This window comes from Streptomyces sp. NRRL F-4489, from assembly GCF_001509485.1.
In the GTDB taxonomy this organism is placed as follows: domain Bacteria; phylum Actinomycetota; class Actinomycetes; order Streptomycetales; family Streptomycetaceae; genus Streptomyces.
The window spans coordinates 71,160-87,268 of sequence record NZ_LLZI01000090.1; the positions used below are offsets into that span (position 1 = coordinate 71,160).

Annotated in this window: 13 protein-coding genes; 6 read left to right on the forward strand and 7 right to left on the reverse strand. The window is 72.5% G+C overall.

Annotated features, from left to right (window positions below):
• Positions 1-31: 31 nt before the first annotated feature.
• The gene (locus ADL22_RS09630) at positions 32-1,474 is read right to left on the reverse strand and encodes an amino acid permease (protein ID WP_066975771.1); all 1,443 of its coding nucleotides are present in this window, start codon (positions 1,472-1,474) and stop codon (positions 32-34) included.
• A 372-nt stretch (positions 1,475-1,846) separates the two neighbouring features.
• On the opposite strand from ADL22_RS09630, the gene ADL22_RS09635 reads away from it, so the two are divergent.
• Positions 1,847-2,611, forward strand: a complete 765-nt coding sequence (locus tag ADL22_RS09635) for a MerR family transcriptional regulator (RefSeq protein WP_066975812.1) — start codon at positions 1,847-1,849, stop codon at positions 2,609-2,611.
• A 63-nt stretch (positions 2,612-2,674) separates the two neighbouring features.
• Here ADL22_RS09635 and ADL22_RS09640 read toward each other — a convergent pair whose 3' ends face one another.
• The 4 genes from ADL22_RS09640 to ADL22_RS09655 form a co-directional block, all read right to left on the reverse strand.
• Entirely contained in the window at positions 2,675-4,870 is a 2,196-nt protein-coding gene (locus ADL22_RS09640) for a 3-hydroxyacyl-CoA dehydrogenase NAD-binding domain-containing protein (protein WP_066975772.1), read from the reverse strand.
• Positions 4,871-4,901: 31 nt separating this feature from the next.
• Positions 4,902-6,116, reverse strand: coding sequence for an acetyl-CoA C-acetyltransferase (locus tag ADL22_RS09645; RefSeq protein ID WP_066975774.1), 1,215 nt, complete (start codon positions 6,114-6,116; stop codon positions 4,902-4,904).
• Between the two features lie 88 nt (positions 6,117-6,204).
• Positions 6,205-7,347, reverse strand: coding sequence for an acyl-CoA dehydrogenase family protein (locus ADL22_RS09650; protein ID WP_066975776.1), 1,143 nt, complete (start codon positions 7,345-7,347; stop codon positions 6,205-6,207).
• A gap of 151 nt (positions 7,348-7,498) precedes the next feature.
• On the reverse strand, positions 7,499-8,665 hold the full coding sequence (locus ADL22_RS09655) for a CaiB/BaiF CoA transferase family protein (RefSeq protein ID WP_066975778.1): 1,167 nt from the start codon (positions 8,663-8,665) through the stop codon (positions 7,499-7,501).
• 452 nt (positions 8,666-9,117) lie between these two features.
• Between ADL22_RS09655 and ADL22_RS09660 the strand changes: the two genes are divergently transcribed.
• Positions 9,118-9,852 carry an MgtC/SapB family protein gene (locus ADL22_RS09660; protein WP_066975780.1) on the forward strand — a complete coding sequence of 245 codons (735 nt, stop codon included), beginning with the start codon at positions 9,118-9,120 and terminating at the stop codon, positions 9,850-9,852.
• A 115-nt stretch (positions 9,853-9,967) separates the two neighbouring features.
• Positions 9,968-11,155 (forward strand): saccharopine dehydrogenase family protein, encoded by a 1,188-nt coding sequence (locus ADL22_RS09665; RefSeq protein ID WP_066975782.1) that lies wholly within the window; start codon positions 9,968-9,970, stop codon positions 11,153-11,155.
• Between the two features lie 14 nt (positions 11,156-11,169).
• Here ADL22_RS09665 and ADL22_RS09670 read toward each other — a convergent pair whose 3' ends face one another.
• Positions 11,170-11,886 (reverse strand): endonuclease V, encoded by a 717-nt coding sequence (locus ADL22_RS09670; protein ID WP_066975813.1) that lies wholly within the window; start codon positions 11,884-11,886, stop codon positions 11,170-11,172.
• Between the two features lie 57 nt (positions 11,887-11,943).
• On the opposite strand from ADL22_RS09670, the gene ADL22_RS09675 reads away from it, so the two are divergent.
• Positions 11,944-12,243, forward strand: coding sequence for a YciI family protein (locus ADL22_RS09675; RefSeq protein ID WP_066975784.1), 300 nt, complete (start codon positions 11,944-11,946; stop codon positions 12,241-12,243).
• Between the two features lie 68 nt (positions 12,244-12,311).
• On the opposite strand, the gene ADL22_RS09680 is transcribed toward ADL22_RS09675, so the two are convergent.
• Positions 12,312-13,778, reverse strand: a complete 1,467-nt coding sequence (locus ADL22_RS09680; protein WP_066975786.1) for a sugar porter family MFS transporter — start codon at positions 13,776-13,778, stop codon at positions 12,312-12,314.
• Between the two features lie 432 nt (positions 13,779-14,210).
• Here ADL22_RS09680 and ADL22_RS09685 point away from each other — a divergent pair, with 432 nt between their 5' ends.
• Together ADL22_RS09685 and ADL22_RS09690 are read left to right on the forward strand one after the other, a co-directional pair.
• Positions 14,211-15,116: an SIS domain-containing protein gene (locus tag ADL22_RS09685; RefSeq protein ID WP_066975788.1), complete on the forward strand. Its 906-nt coding sequence runs from the start codon at positions 14,211-14,213 to the stop codon at positions 15,114-15,116.
• Positions 15,117-15,215: 99 nt separating this feature from the next.
• Complete coding sequence (locus tag ADL22_RS09690) at positions 15,216-16,097, forward strand: class II fructose-bisphosphate aldolase (RefSeq protein WP_066975790.1); 882 nt, start codon at positions 15,216-15,218, stop codon at positions 16,095-16,097.
• Positions 16,098-16,109: the final 12 nt, after the last annotated feature.

Here is a 16,109-nt window from a genome sequence, read left to right on the forward strand (position 1 = left end):
CGGCGGTCCGGGAGGTGGGGTGCGGTGCGGCTCAGTCGGCGAGTTCGCGCTCGGCGGCGATCCGGCGGACCCGGCCGCGGACCGCGAACCAGCCGCCGACCAGCGCCGCGGCCAGGACCGGGATCAGCAGGACGGTCTTGCGGCCGACGCCGTCGTCGAACCACATCAGCACGATGACGCCGAGCAGGAAGGCGATGGTCGCGATGTCGGTGACCGGGGTGCCCGGGAGGCGGAAGCGCGGCCGTTCGACCAGTCCCTGCTTGGAGCGGCGCACGAAGACCATGTGACAGAGCATGATCGTGCACCAGGTGCTGATGATGCCGAGCGCGGCGATGTTGATGACGATCTCGAACGCGTCGCTGGGCAGCCAGTAGTTGAGCCCGACGCCGAGCACGCACACCGCGGAGGTGAGCATGATGCCGCCGTACGGCACCTGGTTGCGGTTCATCCGCCCGGCGAACTTCGGCGCGGAGCCCGCCATGGACATCGAGCGCAGGATGCGGCCGGTGGAGTACAGCCCGGAGTTGAGGCTGGACATCGCGGCGGTGAGCACGACGAGGTTCATCACGTCGCCGGCGTGCGGGATGCCGACGTGGGACAGCACGGTGACGAACGGGCTCTCATTGGCGCTGAAGGCGTTCCACGGCAGCAGCATCGCCAGCAGGATCACCGAGCCGACGTAGAAGACGCCGACCCGCCACATGATCGAGTTGACGGCCTTGGGCACGACCTTCTGCGGCTCACTGGTCTCACCGGCGGTGACGCCGACCAGTTCGACGGCGGAGTAGGCGAAGACCACGCCCTGGAGCACGATCACCACGGGCAGCAGACCGGTCGGGAAGAGGCCGCCGTGGTCGGTGATCAGGTGCAGGCCCGGGGTGTGCCCGTCGACCGGGTGCTGGGTGGCCAGCAGGAAGATCCCGATGAACATGAAGACGACCAGCGCCGCGACCTTGACGATCGCGAACCAGAACTCCATCTCACCGAAGATCTTCACCGAGATGAGGTTGATCGACAGCACCACCGCCAGCGCGATCAGCGCCATCACCCACTGCGGAATGCTGGTGAACATGGACCAGTAGTGGGTGTACAGGGCGATCGCGGTGATGTCGGCGATACCGGTCGTGGACCAGTTGACCACGTACATCCAGCCCGCGGCGTAGGCGCCCTTCTCGCCGAGGAATTCCCGCGCGTACGAGACGAACGAGCCGGACGAGGGGCGGTGGACGACCAGCTCGCCCAGCGCGCGGACGACGAAGAAGGCGAACAGTCCGCAGACCGCGTAGGCGACGGCCAGGGCGGGCCCGGCGGAGTGCAGCCGGCCGCCGGCGCCCAGGAAGAGGCCGGTGCCGATCGCGCCGCCGATGGCGATCATGTTGATGTGCCGGCTCTTGAGACCCTTGCTGTAGCCGGCGTCTCCCGCGTCCTGCCGGACCCCGCTCCCCCCGTCCGATGGCCGCTGGGCTTCATCCACGACGGTTTCAGTGCTCACTGGTGGTTCATCTCGCTTTCGGAGAGCTTGACCATGACCGGCATCGCGGGTCGCGCGAACGGCCAGTCGGGACACCTTCCCCGAAGAGCGGGCCCCCGTCTGTGTGCCACCTCACATGGCGCGGATTCACCCAGGCATTTGTCCGTTTTTGTGGCGGATAACACGGCGGTGAAGCTTCGGTAAGGGCGAGAGTGCGCCAGTTTTCGGTCGCTGTCTCCGCGTCGGGCGTCGATATTCGCTTGACCTGATGCGCTGCTGCGGCCAGGCGGGGCGGGCCCGGCGTGCGGCCCGGCGCGCATGCCGAGCGGCGCGCGGAGGTTTCACACCTCTGGTGAGACAGCAATACTGTTGAACATGATGGAGTCCGCCCCCGGTCTGACCGTTGACGAGCTCGCCGCCCGCGCCGGCGTGACGGTCCGCACGATCCGCTTCTACAGCACCCGCGGTCTGCTGCCGCCGCCCGAGATCGGGCCGCGCCGGGTGGGCCGCTACGGACCGGACCACCTCTCGCGGCTCGCGCTGATCGAGGAGCTCCAGCACCAGGGCATGACGCTGTCCGCGATCGAACGCTACCTGGCGCAGCTGCCGCCCGATCTGAGCGCCCAGGATCTGGCCATCCACCGCGCGCTGGTGGCGAGCTGGATCCCGGACCAGGCCGAGGACGCGACCCGGGAGCAGCTGGAGCGGCGGGTCGGCCGGGAGCTGACCGAGGAGGACCTCGACCGGCTGGCGGCGATGAACGTCCTGGTGCGCACCGAGGACCCGGGGGTCTACCGCGTCGATCCGGGGCTGCTGCACCTGGGGACGCGGCTGCTGGATGTGCCGATCGCGCTGGAGACGATCCTGGCGGCGCGCACCGTCGTCATCGAGCACACCCGCTCGGCGGCCCGGGAACTCAGCCGCCTCTTCAAGGACGAGGTGTGGGAGCCGTACCGCGACGGGGGGCCGGACGCGGAGGAGATGGCGCGGATGAAGTCGCTGTCGGCGCATATGCAGCCGATGGTGGTGCAGGCGCTGGTCACGGCCTTCCAGCGGTCGATGAAGGAAGAGCTGCGGGAGTGGCTCGGCACGCGCCCCGACAAGGACGGCGGCGACAAGGACGGCGGCGGCACGGACTGAGGCGGCGCCGCTGGCGCGGGGTCACGGGGGCGGACCGCGCCGGCCCGCCCCCGCCCGCCCGGATCAGTCCCGGAAGAGCTCCCCCTTCGCGGCCTTCTCCACCAGCAGCGCCGGCGGCGCGAACCGCTCGCCGTACGCCGCCTGGAGCTCCCGGGCCCGGGTCACGAAGCCGGACGGGCCGGTGCGGTCCTCCCGGCCGGGGCCGCCCTCGTAGCCGTTGATGTACTGGAGCACACCGCCCGTCCAGCCGGGGAAGCCGATGCCGAGGATCGAGCCGATGTTGGCGTCGGCGACGGACGTCAGCACGCCTTCCTCCAGGCAGCGGACGGTGTCCAGCGCCTCGGAGAACAGCATCCGCTCCTGCATGTCCCGGAACGGGATCGCGGCGCCCTCGCGCCGGAAGTGCTCGCGCAGCCCGGGCCACAGGCCGGCCCGGCGGCCGTCGTCGCCGTAGTCGTAGAAGCCCGCGCCGCCGCTGCGGCCGGGCCGGCCGAACTCGTCGACCATGCGGTCGATGACGGTGTCGGCGGGGTGCGGCTGCCAGGTGCCGCCGGCCTCCTCGACGGCGCGCCGGGTCTCGTCGCGGATCTTGCGCGGGAGGGTGAGGGTCAGCTCGTCCATGAGGGAGAGGACCTTGGCGGGGTAGCCGGCCTGGGCGGCGGCCTGTTCGACGGAGGCGGGGTCGAGGCCCTCGCCGATCATCGCCACGCCCTCGTTGATGAAGTGGCCGATGACGCGGGAGGTGAAGAAGCCGCGGGAGTCGTTGACGACGATCGGGGTCTTGCGGATCTGGCGAACGAGGTCGAAGGCGCGGGCCAGGGCCTCGTCGCCGGTCCGCTCACCCTTGATGATCTCCACCAGCGGCATCTTGTCGACGGGTGAGAAGAAGTGCAGCCCGATGAAGTCCGCGTCCCGCTCGACGCCTTCGGCCAGCAGCGTGATCGGCAGGGTGGAGGTGTTGGAGCACAGCAGCGCGTCCGGGGCGACGAGGTGCTGGATCTCCTTGAAGACCTTGTGCTTGAGGGCGACGTCCTCGAAGACCGCCTCGATGACCGCGTCGCAGCCGGCGAGGTCGGCGGGCTCGGCGGTGGGCGTGATGCGGGCCAGCAGCTCGTCGCGCTTCCGCTCGGTCGTCCGGCCCTTGGCCAGCGCCTTGGCGAGCAGGCCCGCGGAGTAGTCCTTGCCCTTCTGCGCCGCCTCCGGGGTGATGTCCTTGAGGACGACGTCGATTCCGGCCTTGGCGCAGGCGTAGGCGATACCGGCGCCCATCATGCCGGCGCCGAGGACACCGACCTTGCGGACCGTGCGCGGCGCGCTGCCCTGGGGGCGGCTGCGGCCGGCGTTGACGGCCTGGAGGTCGAAGAAGAACGCCTGGATCATGTTCTTGGAGATCTGGCCGGTGACCAGCTCGGTGAAGTAGCGCGCCTCGATGATCTGGGCGGTCTCGAAGTCGACCTGGGAGCCCTCGACGGCGGCGGCGAGGATGTTCCGGGGGGCCGGATAGGGGGCGCCGTTGAGCTGCTTCTTGAGGTTGGCGGGGAACGCCGGGAGGCTGGCGGCGAACTTCGGGTGGGCGGGGGTGCCGCCGGGGATCTTGTAGCCCTTGGCGTCCCAGGGCTGCTGGGACTCGGGGTGCGCGTCGATGAACTCCCGTGCCTTGGCGAGGAGTTCGTCCTCGCTCCGCGCCACCTCGTGGATGAGGCCGGCCTCCTGGGCGCGCGGGGCGGTGTACTGGGTGCCCTGGAGGAGGACCTTCAGCAGGGCGTCGGTGATGCCCAGCAGCCGGACGGTGCGGGTGACGCCGCCGGCGGCGGGCAGCAGGCCGAGGGTGACCTCGGGCAGGCCGATCTTGGTGCCGGGGGTGTCGAGGGCGACGCGGTGGTGGCAGGCCAGCGCGATCTCGTAACCGCCGCCGAGGGCCGCGCCGTTGATGGCGGCGACGACGGGCTTGCCGAGCGTCTCGATGCGGCGCAGGTCGCGCTTGATGCCGTTGCCCGCCTCGAACGCCTGCTGGGCCTGGTCGGGGGTGACGGCGATCAGGTCGTGCAGGTCGCCGCCGGCGAAGAAGGTCTTCTTGGCGGAGGTGATGATGACGCCGCGGATGCCGTCCTTCTCGGCCTCCAGGCGGTCGGCGACCGCGGTGAGGGAGGCTTTGAAGGCGCTGTTCATGGTGTTGGCGGACTGGTCGGGGTCGTCCAGGACGAGGGTGACGACGCCGGTCTCGTCCTGTTCCCAGCGGATGGTGGTGGGTGCGCTCATGGTCGGTACTCCGTGGTGGGTGGGACGAGGGTCAGAGGCGCTCGATGACGGTGGCGATGCCCATCCCGCCGCCGACGCAGAGGGTGGCCAGGCCGTAGCGCTTGTCCTGGCGCTCCAGTTCGTCGACGAGGGTGCCGAGGATCATCGCGCCGGTGGCGCCGAGCGGGTGGCCCAGGGCGATCGCGCCGCCGTTGACGTTGACCTTGGCCAGGTCGAGCCCCATGTCCTTGACGAAGCGCAGCACGACCGCGGCGAACGCCTCGTTGATCTCGACCAGGTCGATGTCGTCGATGGTGAGCCCGGCCTTGGCCAGCGCCTTGCGGCTGGCGGGGGCGGGGCCGGTGAGCATGATCGTGGGCTCGGAGCCGGAGACCGCGGCGGAGACGATACGGGCCCGCGGGGTGAGGCCGTAGCGCTCGCCGACCTCCCGGGAGCCGATGGCGACGAGGGCCGCGCCGTCCACGATGCCGGAGGAGTTGCCGGCGTGGTGGACGTGGTCGATCTCCTCGACCCAGTGGTACTTCTGCAGGGCGACCGCGTCGAAGCCGCCGGCGTCGCCGATGGCGGCGAACGACGGCTTCAGGCCGGCCAGCGAATCGGCGGTGGTGCCGGGGCGCAGGTGCTCGTCGCGGTCGAGGACGACCAGGCCGTTGCGGTCCCGGACGGGGACGACGGAGCGCTCGAAGCGGCCGTCCTTCCAGGCCGCGGCGGCCCGCTCCTGGGACAGCGCGGCGTACTCGTCGACGTCGCGGCGGGAGTAGCCCTCGAGGGTGGCGATGAGGTCGGCGCCGATGCCCTGCGGGACGAAGCCGGTGTCGAAGTTGGTCATCGGGTCGGCGAACCACGCACCGCCGTCGGAGGCCATCGGGACCCGGGACATCGACTCCACGCCGCCGGCCAGGACGAGATCCTCCCAGCCGGAACGGACCTTGGCGGCGGCCATGTTGACCGCTTCGAGGCCGGAGGCACAGAAGCGGTTCTCCTGGACGCCGGCGACGGTGTCGGGCAGTCCGGCGGCGATCGCGGCGATCCGCGCGATGTCGGAGCCCTGGTCGCCGACCGGTCCGACGACGCCGAGCACGATGTCGTCGATGGCGGCCGGGTCGAGGCCGGGGAAGCGGCGCCGGACCTCGTGGATCAGGCCGACGACCAGGTCGATCGGCTTGGTGCCGTGCAGCGCGCCGTTGGCCTTGCCGCGGCCGCGTGGGGTGCGGATGGCGTCGTACACATACGCTTCGGTGCTCACTGGGAAGCCTTTCTTGGCGGCCCGGGTCCGCCGGCCCGCGGGGTGCGGCCGCCGGTGTCACGGCCCCGGGAGGCGCGGTCGGGGAGGGTCAGCCGAGCAGGGAGCGGCCGATGATCTCCTTCATGATCTCGGTCGTCCCTCCGTAGATGGTCTGGATCCGGCCGTCGGTGAAGGCCCGGGCGACGGGGTATTCGGTCATGTAGCCGTAGCCGCCGTGGAGTTGCAGACAGCGGTCGGCGACGCGTTTGTGGAGTTCGGTGGCCCACCACTTGGCCATGGAGGCGTGGACGGCGTCGAGGGTGCCGGCGGAGTGGTCGGCGATGCAGCGGTCGAGGAAGGTGCGGGTGACCGCGCACTCGGTGGCCATCTCGGCGATTTCGAACCGGATGTGCTGGAGCTTGGCCAGCGGCCGGCCGAACGCCTCGCGCTCCTTGACGTAGCGGGTGGTGAGCTCCAGGACGTGCTCGGCGCCGGCGATACCGGCGATGGCTATCGCCATCCGCTCCTGGGCGAGGTTGGTCATCAGGTGGACGAACGCGCCGTTGAGCTCACCGAGCAGATTCTCCTTGGGGACCCGGACGTCGCGGAAGAACAGCTCGGCGGTGTCCTGGGACTTCTGGCCGATCTTGTCGAGGTTGCGGCCGCGCTCGAAGCCGGGCATTCCGCGCTCGACGACCAGCAGGCTCAGGCCGTGCGCGCCGCCCTCGGGGGTCGTCCGGGCGACGACGATGACGAGGTCGGCGAGGATGCCGTTGGAGATGAAGGTCTTGGAGCCGTTGAGCACCCAGTGGTCGCCGCGGTCCTCGGCGGCGGTGCGGATGCCCTGGAGGTCGGAGCCGGCGCCGGGCTCGGTCATGGCGATGGCGGTGATGGTCTCGCCGCTGCAGAAGCCGGGCAGCCAGCGGCGCTTCTGCTCCTCGGTGGCGAGCGAGGTCAGGTAGGGGCCGACGATGTCGTTGTGCAGGCCGATGGCCAGGCCGGGGGCGCCGGCGCGGGTGAACTCCTCGGCCAGGACGGCGCTGTAGCGGAAGTCGCCGGTGCCTCCGCCGCCGTACTCCTCGGGGACGGCCAGGCCCAGCAGCCCCTGGCGGCCGGCGGCCCGCCAGGCGTCCCGGCTGACGATGCCGTCCTTCTCCCACTGGGCGTAATACGGCGTCACCTCCTTGGCGAGGAAGGTGCGCACCGTCTCGCGGAAGGCGTCGTGGTCCTCGGTGAAGATCTGGCGCTTCACTCTGCTGTCCCTTCGGGGGTGCGGTGCTGAGGGCGGGCGGAGCTGCCCGGGAGCCGGGGTGCGGGGGCCGCGGGCCGGGCTCTTCGCCGCGGGCGGACCGGGGCGGCCGGGTGCGGGCCGCCGGCGTACGGGAGGGCGGTGAGCGCGTCCATCAGCGGGCCGCCTCCTCCGGGGTGGTGGGGCGCCGGGCGCCGTCCGGGGCGGCGAGGGCGGGCACGTCCCAGTCGCGGGCGACCTCGTCGGTGTCGGCGCCGGGCCGGGCGGGCGGTCTGCGGAGCGTCCCTGGCGTGGCGGAGAAGCGGGGCGCGGGGGCGGGCTGGGTCAGGCCGGCGTGCTCGGTGAAGGTGCCGCGGGCGGAGAGGTGCGGGTGCGCGGGGGCCTCGCGCAGCGAGAGCACGGGGGCCACGCAGGCGTCGGAGTCCTGGAAGACCGCCGTCCACTCCTGTCGCGTACGGGTCCGGAACCGGGCGGCGATGGCGGCGCGCAGCTCGTCCCAGGCGGCGAGGTCGTCCCGCCCGGGGGCGTCGTCCCCGAGGCCGAGCAGCCGGACGAACTCGGCGTAGAAGCGGGGTTCCAGCGCGCCGACGGCCATGTACCCGCCATCGGCGGTCTCGTACACGCCGTAGAAGGGGGCGCCGCCGTCGAGCAGATTGGCGCCGCGGCGGTCCTGCCAGCCGCCGGCCGCCAGCATGCCGTGGATCATCGCGGTCAGATGGGCGGTGCCGTCCACGATCGCGGCGTCCACGACCTGGCCCGCGCCGCCTTCGGTGCGGGCGTGCCGGAGGGCGGCGAGGACGCCGATGACCAGATAGAGGGAGCCGCCGGCGTAGTCCCCGAGGAGATTGGCGGGGACGGCGGGCGGGCCGTCCGGCGGGCCGATCATGCCGAGGGCGCCGGTGAGGGCGATATAGCCGATGTCGTGCCCGGCGGTGTGGGCGAGCGGGCCCTGCTGGCCCCAGCCGGTCATCCGGCCGTAGACCAGGCGGGGGTTGCGCGCCAGGCACGCGCCGGGGCCGACGCCGAGGCGCTCGGCCACGCCCGGGCGGTAGCCCTCGATGAGGACGTCGGCGCGGCCGGCCAGGGCGAGGACCTGCTCGACCCCTTCGGGCCGCTTCAGATCCACCACCACCGAGCGCTTGTTGCGGTTGGTGACGTCGCGGGCCGGGTCGATGCCCAGCCCCGCGCCGCCGGGCCGGTCGACCCGTACGACGTCGGCGCCGAGGTCGGCCAGCAGCATGGCCGCGAACGGGCCGGGGCCGATACCGGCGAGCTCCACCACCCGCACCCCGGCGAGCGGGCCGTCCGCTGACTGCGCCATCGCGCCCCTCTGCCTTCTTCCGCGCTGTGACACTTCTGATGTAACACCCGTGATGTTAAGAACGTGTTCCACTTTCCACAAGACCCCCGTGCCAGGTGGCCGGCTGTCGGAAAAGGCCCGTGGCGGCGATGCTCAACTGCCATCGCCGCCACGGGCCTTCGCGCGCGCCTGCCACTGCCGCGCCGCTAACTCCCGCCAGGACGGTCGATGAACCGCGCGGGCGCTATTCGGCGGCGGGGCGCGCCCGTGCGCACCCGCGTCCGCTCCGCCGCCGGCCGCGCCGCCTGCGCCATCGTCTCCTCCATGTCCGCTCCCCCGCCCGGCACCGCGCGCGGTGCCCGTCCGCGGGCCGCGCGACGCCCGCGCCGCCCATCGCCCTCAACGCTAACCGCGACCACTGACAACGGCCCGCGCAGCGCCGTACGCCGGGCCGGCGGAGGGACAATGCCCTCATGTCTCACCACGCCGCCGCACTGTTCGACATCCACGCCGGCCAGGGACTGCGCCAGTTCGCCGAGCTGGCCCTGGCCCTGCTGCTGTCCTCGCTGATCGGCCTGGAGCGGGAGGCCCGGCAGAAAAGCGCCGGGCTGCGCACCCACACCCTCGTCGGGGTGGGCAGCGCCCTGTTCATGGAGGTGTCGATCCACGGCTTCGGGGCGCTGCTCGGCGCCGACGGCGTGGCGCTGGACCCGTCGCGGGTCGCCGCGCAGGTCGTCTCCGGCATCGGGTTCATCGGCGGCGGCCTCATCTTCGTCCGGAAGGACGCCGTCCGGGGCCTGACCACGGCCGCGACCATCTGGCTGACCTGCGCCATCGGCATGGCGTGCGGCGGTGGGCTGCCGCTGCTGGCGATCGGCGCGACGGCGGTGCACTTCCTCGTCGTGCGCGGTTTCTCCTGGATCTCGGACCGGATCGCCTCCGGCCCGGCCTTCGACCGGATCGAGCTGCGCCTCACCTACCAGGCCCAACACGGTCTGCTGGGGCGGATGTTGGAGATGTGCACGGGCAGCGGCTTCCGGGTCACCGACGTCCAGGTGGAGACCGGCGGAGGCGATGCCCGGGTCACGGCCGAGGTGCTGCTGCGTCTGGAGGGCACCGGCTCGGCGCATCCCCTGGTCGAGGCGCTGACGCAGCTGGACGGCGTCCGCGGGGTGGCGCTCGGGCGGCACGGCGGCAGTACGGAATGAGACACCGCGGCCGCGTCACCACGGCACGTGCTCCCGGGGCCGCGGACCGCCCCCGGATGTCCGGCGGCTGACGGCCCCTCGGTAGGGTCCGGAACCCGGCCAGGAGAGGACACCGATGCCACGGCACGACATCCTAGGACGCGACCACGACCTCGTTCTGTACGGAGCGACGGGGTTCGCCGGTGCGCTCACCGCGGAGTATCTGGCCCGGCACGCCCCCGAGGGCTGCCGCTGGGCGCTCGCCGGACGCGACACCGCCGGACTGGAACGGCTGCGGAAGCGGCTGACGGCCGTGAACCCGGCCTGTGCGGACCTGCCGCTGCTCCGCGCCGACAGCACCGACCCGGACTCGCTGCGCGCCCTCGCCGCCGCCACCCGCGTCCTGGCCACCACGGTCGGCCCCTACCTGCTGCACGGCGAACCGCTGGTCGCCGCCTGCGCCGAGGCCGGCACCGACTACCTGGACCTCACAGGGGAGCCGGAGTTCGTGGACCGCATGTACCTGCGGTACGACGCCGCGGCCCGCGCCTCCGGGGCCCGGCTGGTCCACGCCTGCGGCTTCGACTCCGTCCCGTACGACCTGGGGGTGCTGTACACGGTGGGGCTGCTGCCGGAGGGCGTCCCGCTGCGCGTCGACGGTTTCGTACGGACCAATGCCGCGTTCTCCGGCGGAACGCTGGCGTCCGCGCTGACCGCGGTCTCCCGGCCGGCCGCCATGGCGCGCGCCGCGCGGGCCCGCCGGCGGGTCGAGCCGCGGCCCGCCGGCCGCACCGTGCGCGCCCCGTTCGGGCCGCCCGTGCGGAGCCGGGAGACCGGCACCTGGGGTGTGCCGCTGCCCACCCTGGACCCGCGGATCGTGGCCCGCTCGGCCGCCGCCCTGGACCGCTACGGTCCCGACTTCCGGTACCGCCACTACGCGGGCGTGCGCCGGCTGCCGACCGCGGTGGCCGGCGCGGTGGGCGCGGGGGCGGTCTCGGCGCTCGCCCAGGTGCCGGCGGTCCGGCGCCGGCTGTCCGGACGGCTGCGGCCGGGCGAGGGGCCCGGTCCGGAGCGGCGGGCCCGGAGCTGGTTCAAGGTGCGGTTCGTGGCCTCCGGGGGCGGCACCCGCCTGGTCACCGAGGTCGCGGGCGGCGACCCCGGTTACGACGAGACGGCGAAGATGCTCGCCGAGGCGGCGCTCAGTCTGGCCTTCGACGATCTCCCGGAGACGGCGGGCCAGGTGACGACGGCGGTGGCCATGGGGGACGCGCTGACCCGGCGCCTGAGGGACGCGGGGATCACCTTCCGGGTGGTCCGCGGATAGCGGCCCGGCGGCCGTCAGGCGCTCGCCAGCGCCCTGCGGCACAGCGCGTCGGCGGCCCGGGTGGTCTCCGGGAGGCGGTAGGCGGCCGCCAGGTGCAGGGTGTGGGCGCAGGCCCGGTCGAGGTCGACCCGGTGGCCGACCGACACGAAGACCGGTTTGACGCCCCGCTGGGTGCGCAGGGCGCGTCCCACCTCTTCCGGGCCGGCCGGGGTGTCGTCCACCAGGGGCGAGGTGGCGCCGCGCTCCGGGCCGGGGGCCTCGTACCGGAAGGCGAAGGGGTTCTTGGCGACCCCGATGGTGGGCAGTCCGGTGAGCACCCCGAGGTGGCTGGCGAGTCCGAAGCGGCGCGGGTGGGCGAGCCCGTAGCCGTCGCAGACCACCAGGCCGGGTGTCCGGGCGAGCCGGTCCAGGGCGGCCAGGACCGTGGGGATCTCCCGGAAGGCGAGCAGCCCGGGGACGTACGGGAAGGAGACCGGGCCGACGGCGGTGGCCTCGTCGACGACCGCGAGGGTGCGGGCGTCGAGGGCGACGGCGGCCGCGGCGACCACGTCCCGTTCGTCGTCGTAGGCGACGTCCACCCCGGCCACGGTGCCCGCGAAGCCCGGCTCAGGTCCGGGCTCGTCGAGGCGTACGCGGGCGCGCAGCCGGTCCTGGACCGCGCGGGCCGCGGCCTCGTCCGCCGGCCAGTTCCGCAGCTCGTCGGCGCGGGAGACGGTTCCGAAAGTGTTCATGGTGCCCGCCACGCTACCGAACTTCCGTTCCCCCGCGGCAGGCGTATATTTTCCGCCATGTTCGTACTGGAACTGACCTACACCGCTCCGCTCGACCGCGTCGACGCCCTTCTCCAGGACCATGTGGCCTGGCTGGAAAAGGGCTACGCCGCCGGGCACTTCCTCGCGTCCGGGCGGAAGGACCCGCGCGACGGGGGCGTGATCCTCGCCGCCGGGCTGGACCGGGCGGCCGTCGAGGAGCTGACCGCCCAGGACCCGTTCGTCCTCGGCGGGACGTGCGAGTACCGGATCACCGAATTCGTGGCGACGAAGACCGCCCCGGCCCTGGCCGACTACCAGGAGCAGCTCCCCTCCTGAGCCGCCGTCCCCGTGGCCCGGCCGCCGGAACCGCCCGGCGGGCCGGGCCCTCGCCGTTCGCCGCCGTCCTACGAAGGTGAGGCCGGGGACGCGGCGGGACCGTCGAGCGGTCCGGCACTGACCCGGGCGGAGGGGGCCGGGGCGGGCCAGCTGCCGCCGTTGCGCCAGTATTCCTGGATCTCCTCCAGCTGGCGGCCCTTGGTCTCGGGGGCCGTGAGGGCGGCGAACACCAGGGCGCCGAGAGCGAGCACTCCCAGGCCGGCGAAGGTCGCGGCGGCCCCTGCCTTCGCCATGAGCGAGGGGAAGAACTGGGCGATCAGGAGGTTGGCGACCAGGTCGGCGGTGAGCATCACCGACGCCCCCGTGGAGCGCAGCTGGGCGGGGAACGCCTCGCTCGCGTAGACCCAGATCAGCGAGCCGAAGCCGAAGTTGAAGGCGGCGGTGAACAGGAGGATGGCGGCGAAGCCCACCCAGGTGGTGGCGCCGTGCAGCTCTCCCGTGGCGAAGACGGCGGTGAGGACGGCGAGCATCACGACCATCGTGCCGATCCCGGTGAGCAGCACCACCCGGCGGCCGAGGCGGTCGATGATGAGGATCGCGAGCACGGTGGCGGCCAGTGAGGCCAGTTCCACGAAGGACGGCAGCAGGAAATTCTGGCCGTTGCCGGTGAAGCCCATCTCCTCGAAGATCTGCGGGCTGTAGTACGTCACCGCGTTGATCCCGGTGATCTGGCAGAAGAAGCCGAGGCCGACGACGAAGAACGCGGCGCGGGCGTAGGGCTTGCGCAGCAGGGACCGCACCGAGCCGCCGCTCTCCTCGGCCAGCGCGGCCCGCACCGCGGCGACCTCGGCGTGCGGGTCGACGTCCGGGTCGGTGGTCGCCATGACCTCGGCGGCCCGTTCGGTGCGCCCCTTGAGGACGTACCAGCGGGGGGTGTCCGGGAGGCGGAGGAGGGGGATCACCACGAGCGCGGCGGGGATCGCGGAGAGTCCGAGCATCCAGCGCCAGTGACCGCCGCCCGACAGGCCCCAGTTGACGAAGTAGGTCAGGACGATACCGACGACCGTGGCCACCTGATAGGCCGCCACGGAGGCGCCGCGGATCCGGGCCGGGGTCGATTCGGCGACGTAGAGGGGGGCCGCGACGATCGAGATGCCGATCGCGACGCCGAGCAGGAAGCGGACGGCATCGAGCACCTCGACGGTGGGGGCGACCGCGGAGAGCGCGACGAAGACCGCGTAGGAACCCGCGACGATCAGCATCGCGACCTTGCGGCCCAGGGCGTCGGCGAGCTTGCCGCCGATCAGCGCGCCCAGGATCGAGCCGAACACCAGGATGCTGTTGACCAGCCCCTTCTCGGTCTCGGTGAGCTGGAAGTCCTTGCTCAGGAAGACCAGGGCACCGGAGATGCTGCCGGTGTCGTAGCCGTAGATGACGCCGACGACGGCGCCGGTGAGGGCGAAGAGCCGGCCGGTGCGGCGCGGAGTCGCGGACGACGGGCGCGGCGGCGGCGCGGAGAGCGGGGCAGTGGACATCGGAAGTCCTTTGTGCGACGGAGCGTCATTGCTGCGTGACTGCGGGCGCGGTGGCTGAGCACCGGACCGTCGTCATGACCGGCATCCTCGCGCCCGGCCATGACTGATCTTGCGAATATCAGCCACGTTTCGCGCAGTTGTCAACAGCTCCTTACCTCGCTTTTGCCCTGCCCACCACGCCCAGTTCGCGCCACCCCCGCACGCGCAAATCCGCCAGCACCTGTCCCACCATCCGCCGCCCCCTCTACAGCGATCACTCGGACGAGGGATGGAACGGCTGAGCGAAAGTGCGTACAGTCAACGTCATCGAAGCAAAAAGTTGCACTTCACTCACAGTGCACACGCATCGCACCGAGCGAGCGTCCGCGCGGCACGGACGAAGCAGTCCGCCCCGCAGCCGATCGCCGGTCACACACCACGGGAGGGGTGGCCATGAGCGAGACCTCGTACATGGAGCAGGAGCTGCGCAGCCAGCCGGAGACCTGGCGGGAGGCCGCGCGGATCGGCGCCGCCGGCGGGCCGCTGCCCAGGCCCGGACAGCGGGTGGCCGTCGTCGGCTGCGGCACGTCCTGGTTCATGGCCCAGTCCTACGCGGCGCTGCGCGAGGCCGCCGGCCTCGGGGTCACCGACCCGTTCCCGGCCTCGGAGGCGTTCCTCGGCGACGCCCGCGGCTATGACGCGCTGGTGGCGATCACCCGATCCGGTACGACGACCGAGGTCCTGCGGGTCCTGGAAGCGGTCAAGGGGCGGATCCCGACGGTGACGGTGCTCGGCGATACGGAGACTCCCGCCGTCGAGCTCTCCGACGCGACGGTCCCGCTCCCGTTCGCCGATGAGCGGTCCGTGGTGCAGACCCGCTTCGCCACCACCGCCCTGACCCTGCTGCGCGCCCACCTCGGCCACGATGTCTCCCGGGCGGTGGACGACGCCGAGGCGGCGCTCGCGGCGCCGGTGGAGAAGGAGTGGGTGGACGCCGAGCAGTTCGCCTTCCTCGGCACCGGCTGGACGTACGGCCTGGCCAACGAAGCGGCACTGAAGATGCGCGAGGCGTCGCAGAGTTGGACGGAGTCCTATCCCGCGATGGAGTACCGCCACGGTCCCATCTCGATAGCCGCCCCGGGGCGGGTGACCTGGCTCTTCGGCCAGGCCCCGGAGGGACTGGAGGCCGATGTGGCCCGCACCGGAGCGCGCTTCGTGTGCCACGCCCGGGATCCGCTGGCCGACCTGGTGCTGGTCCAGCGGGTCGCCCTGGAGCGAGCGCGCGCCCGCAGCCTGGATCCGGACAACCCGCGCAGCCTGACCCGCTCGGTCATGCTCCAGGAGCCGGCCACGTCCTGACGGCGCACCGGCCCCGCACCCGTAACGGGCCGCGCGCCGCCACCCCTCCCCCACCCCCTCGACGCCAACTCACCCACTCCGCAAAGGAGTCAGGACGCCATGCCTCTCGTCCCCACCGCGTCGATCGTCGATGCCGCGCGTGACGCGCGGGTCGGCGCCGCGGCCTTCAACGTCATCCATCTGGAAACCGCCGAAGCGCTGGTCACCGCAGCCGAACGCACACGGCTCCCCCTGATCCTCCAGATCAGCGAGAACTGCGTCCGCTACCACGGCAGCCTGCGGCCCCTCACCAAGGCGACGCTGGCGCTCGCCGAGGAGTCCACCGCCCGGATCGCGGTCCACCTCGACCACCTCACCGACACTGAACTGGTCCACCAGGGCGTGGCCGCCGGCGCGGGCTCGGTCATGGTGGACGCCTCCGCCCTCCCCTACGAGCAGAACGTCGCCACCACCGCCGCCCTCACCGCCTGGTGCCATGAGAGGGACGTCTACGTCGAGGCCGAGCTCGGCGAGGTCGGCGGCAAGGACGGTGTCCACGCCCCGGGCGCGCGCACCGACCCCGGCGAGGCGCTGGCCTTCGTCCGGGCCACCGGGGTGGACGCGCTCGCCGTGGCCGTGGGCTCCTCCCACGCGATGCGGGAGCGCACCGCCGAGCTGGACAAGGACCTGATCGCGGCGCTGCGCGCGGCGCTGCCGGTGCCGCTGGTCCTGCACGGTTCCTCCGGTGTGCCGGACGACGAGCTGCGCCGGGCCATCGCCGCCGGAATGACGAAGATCAATATCTCCACACATCTGGTCTCCGTCTTCACCCGCTCGATACGGCAGACGCTGGACGGGGACCCGGCCCTGGTCGATTCCCGCAAGTACGTCAAACCAGCCCGAGAGGCCGTGGCCCAGGAGGCGGCCCGACTCCTGGAGGTCCTGAACACGCCGGCAGCGGCCCCTGCGCTGCGGCGAACGGAGGTGATCGCTGGGGGGTGAGCTGTGCCGAGG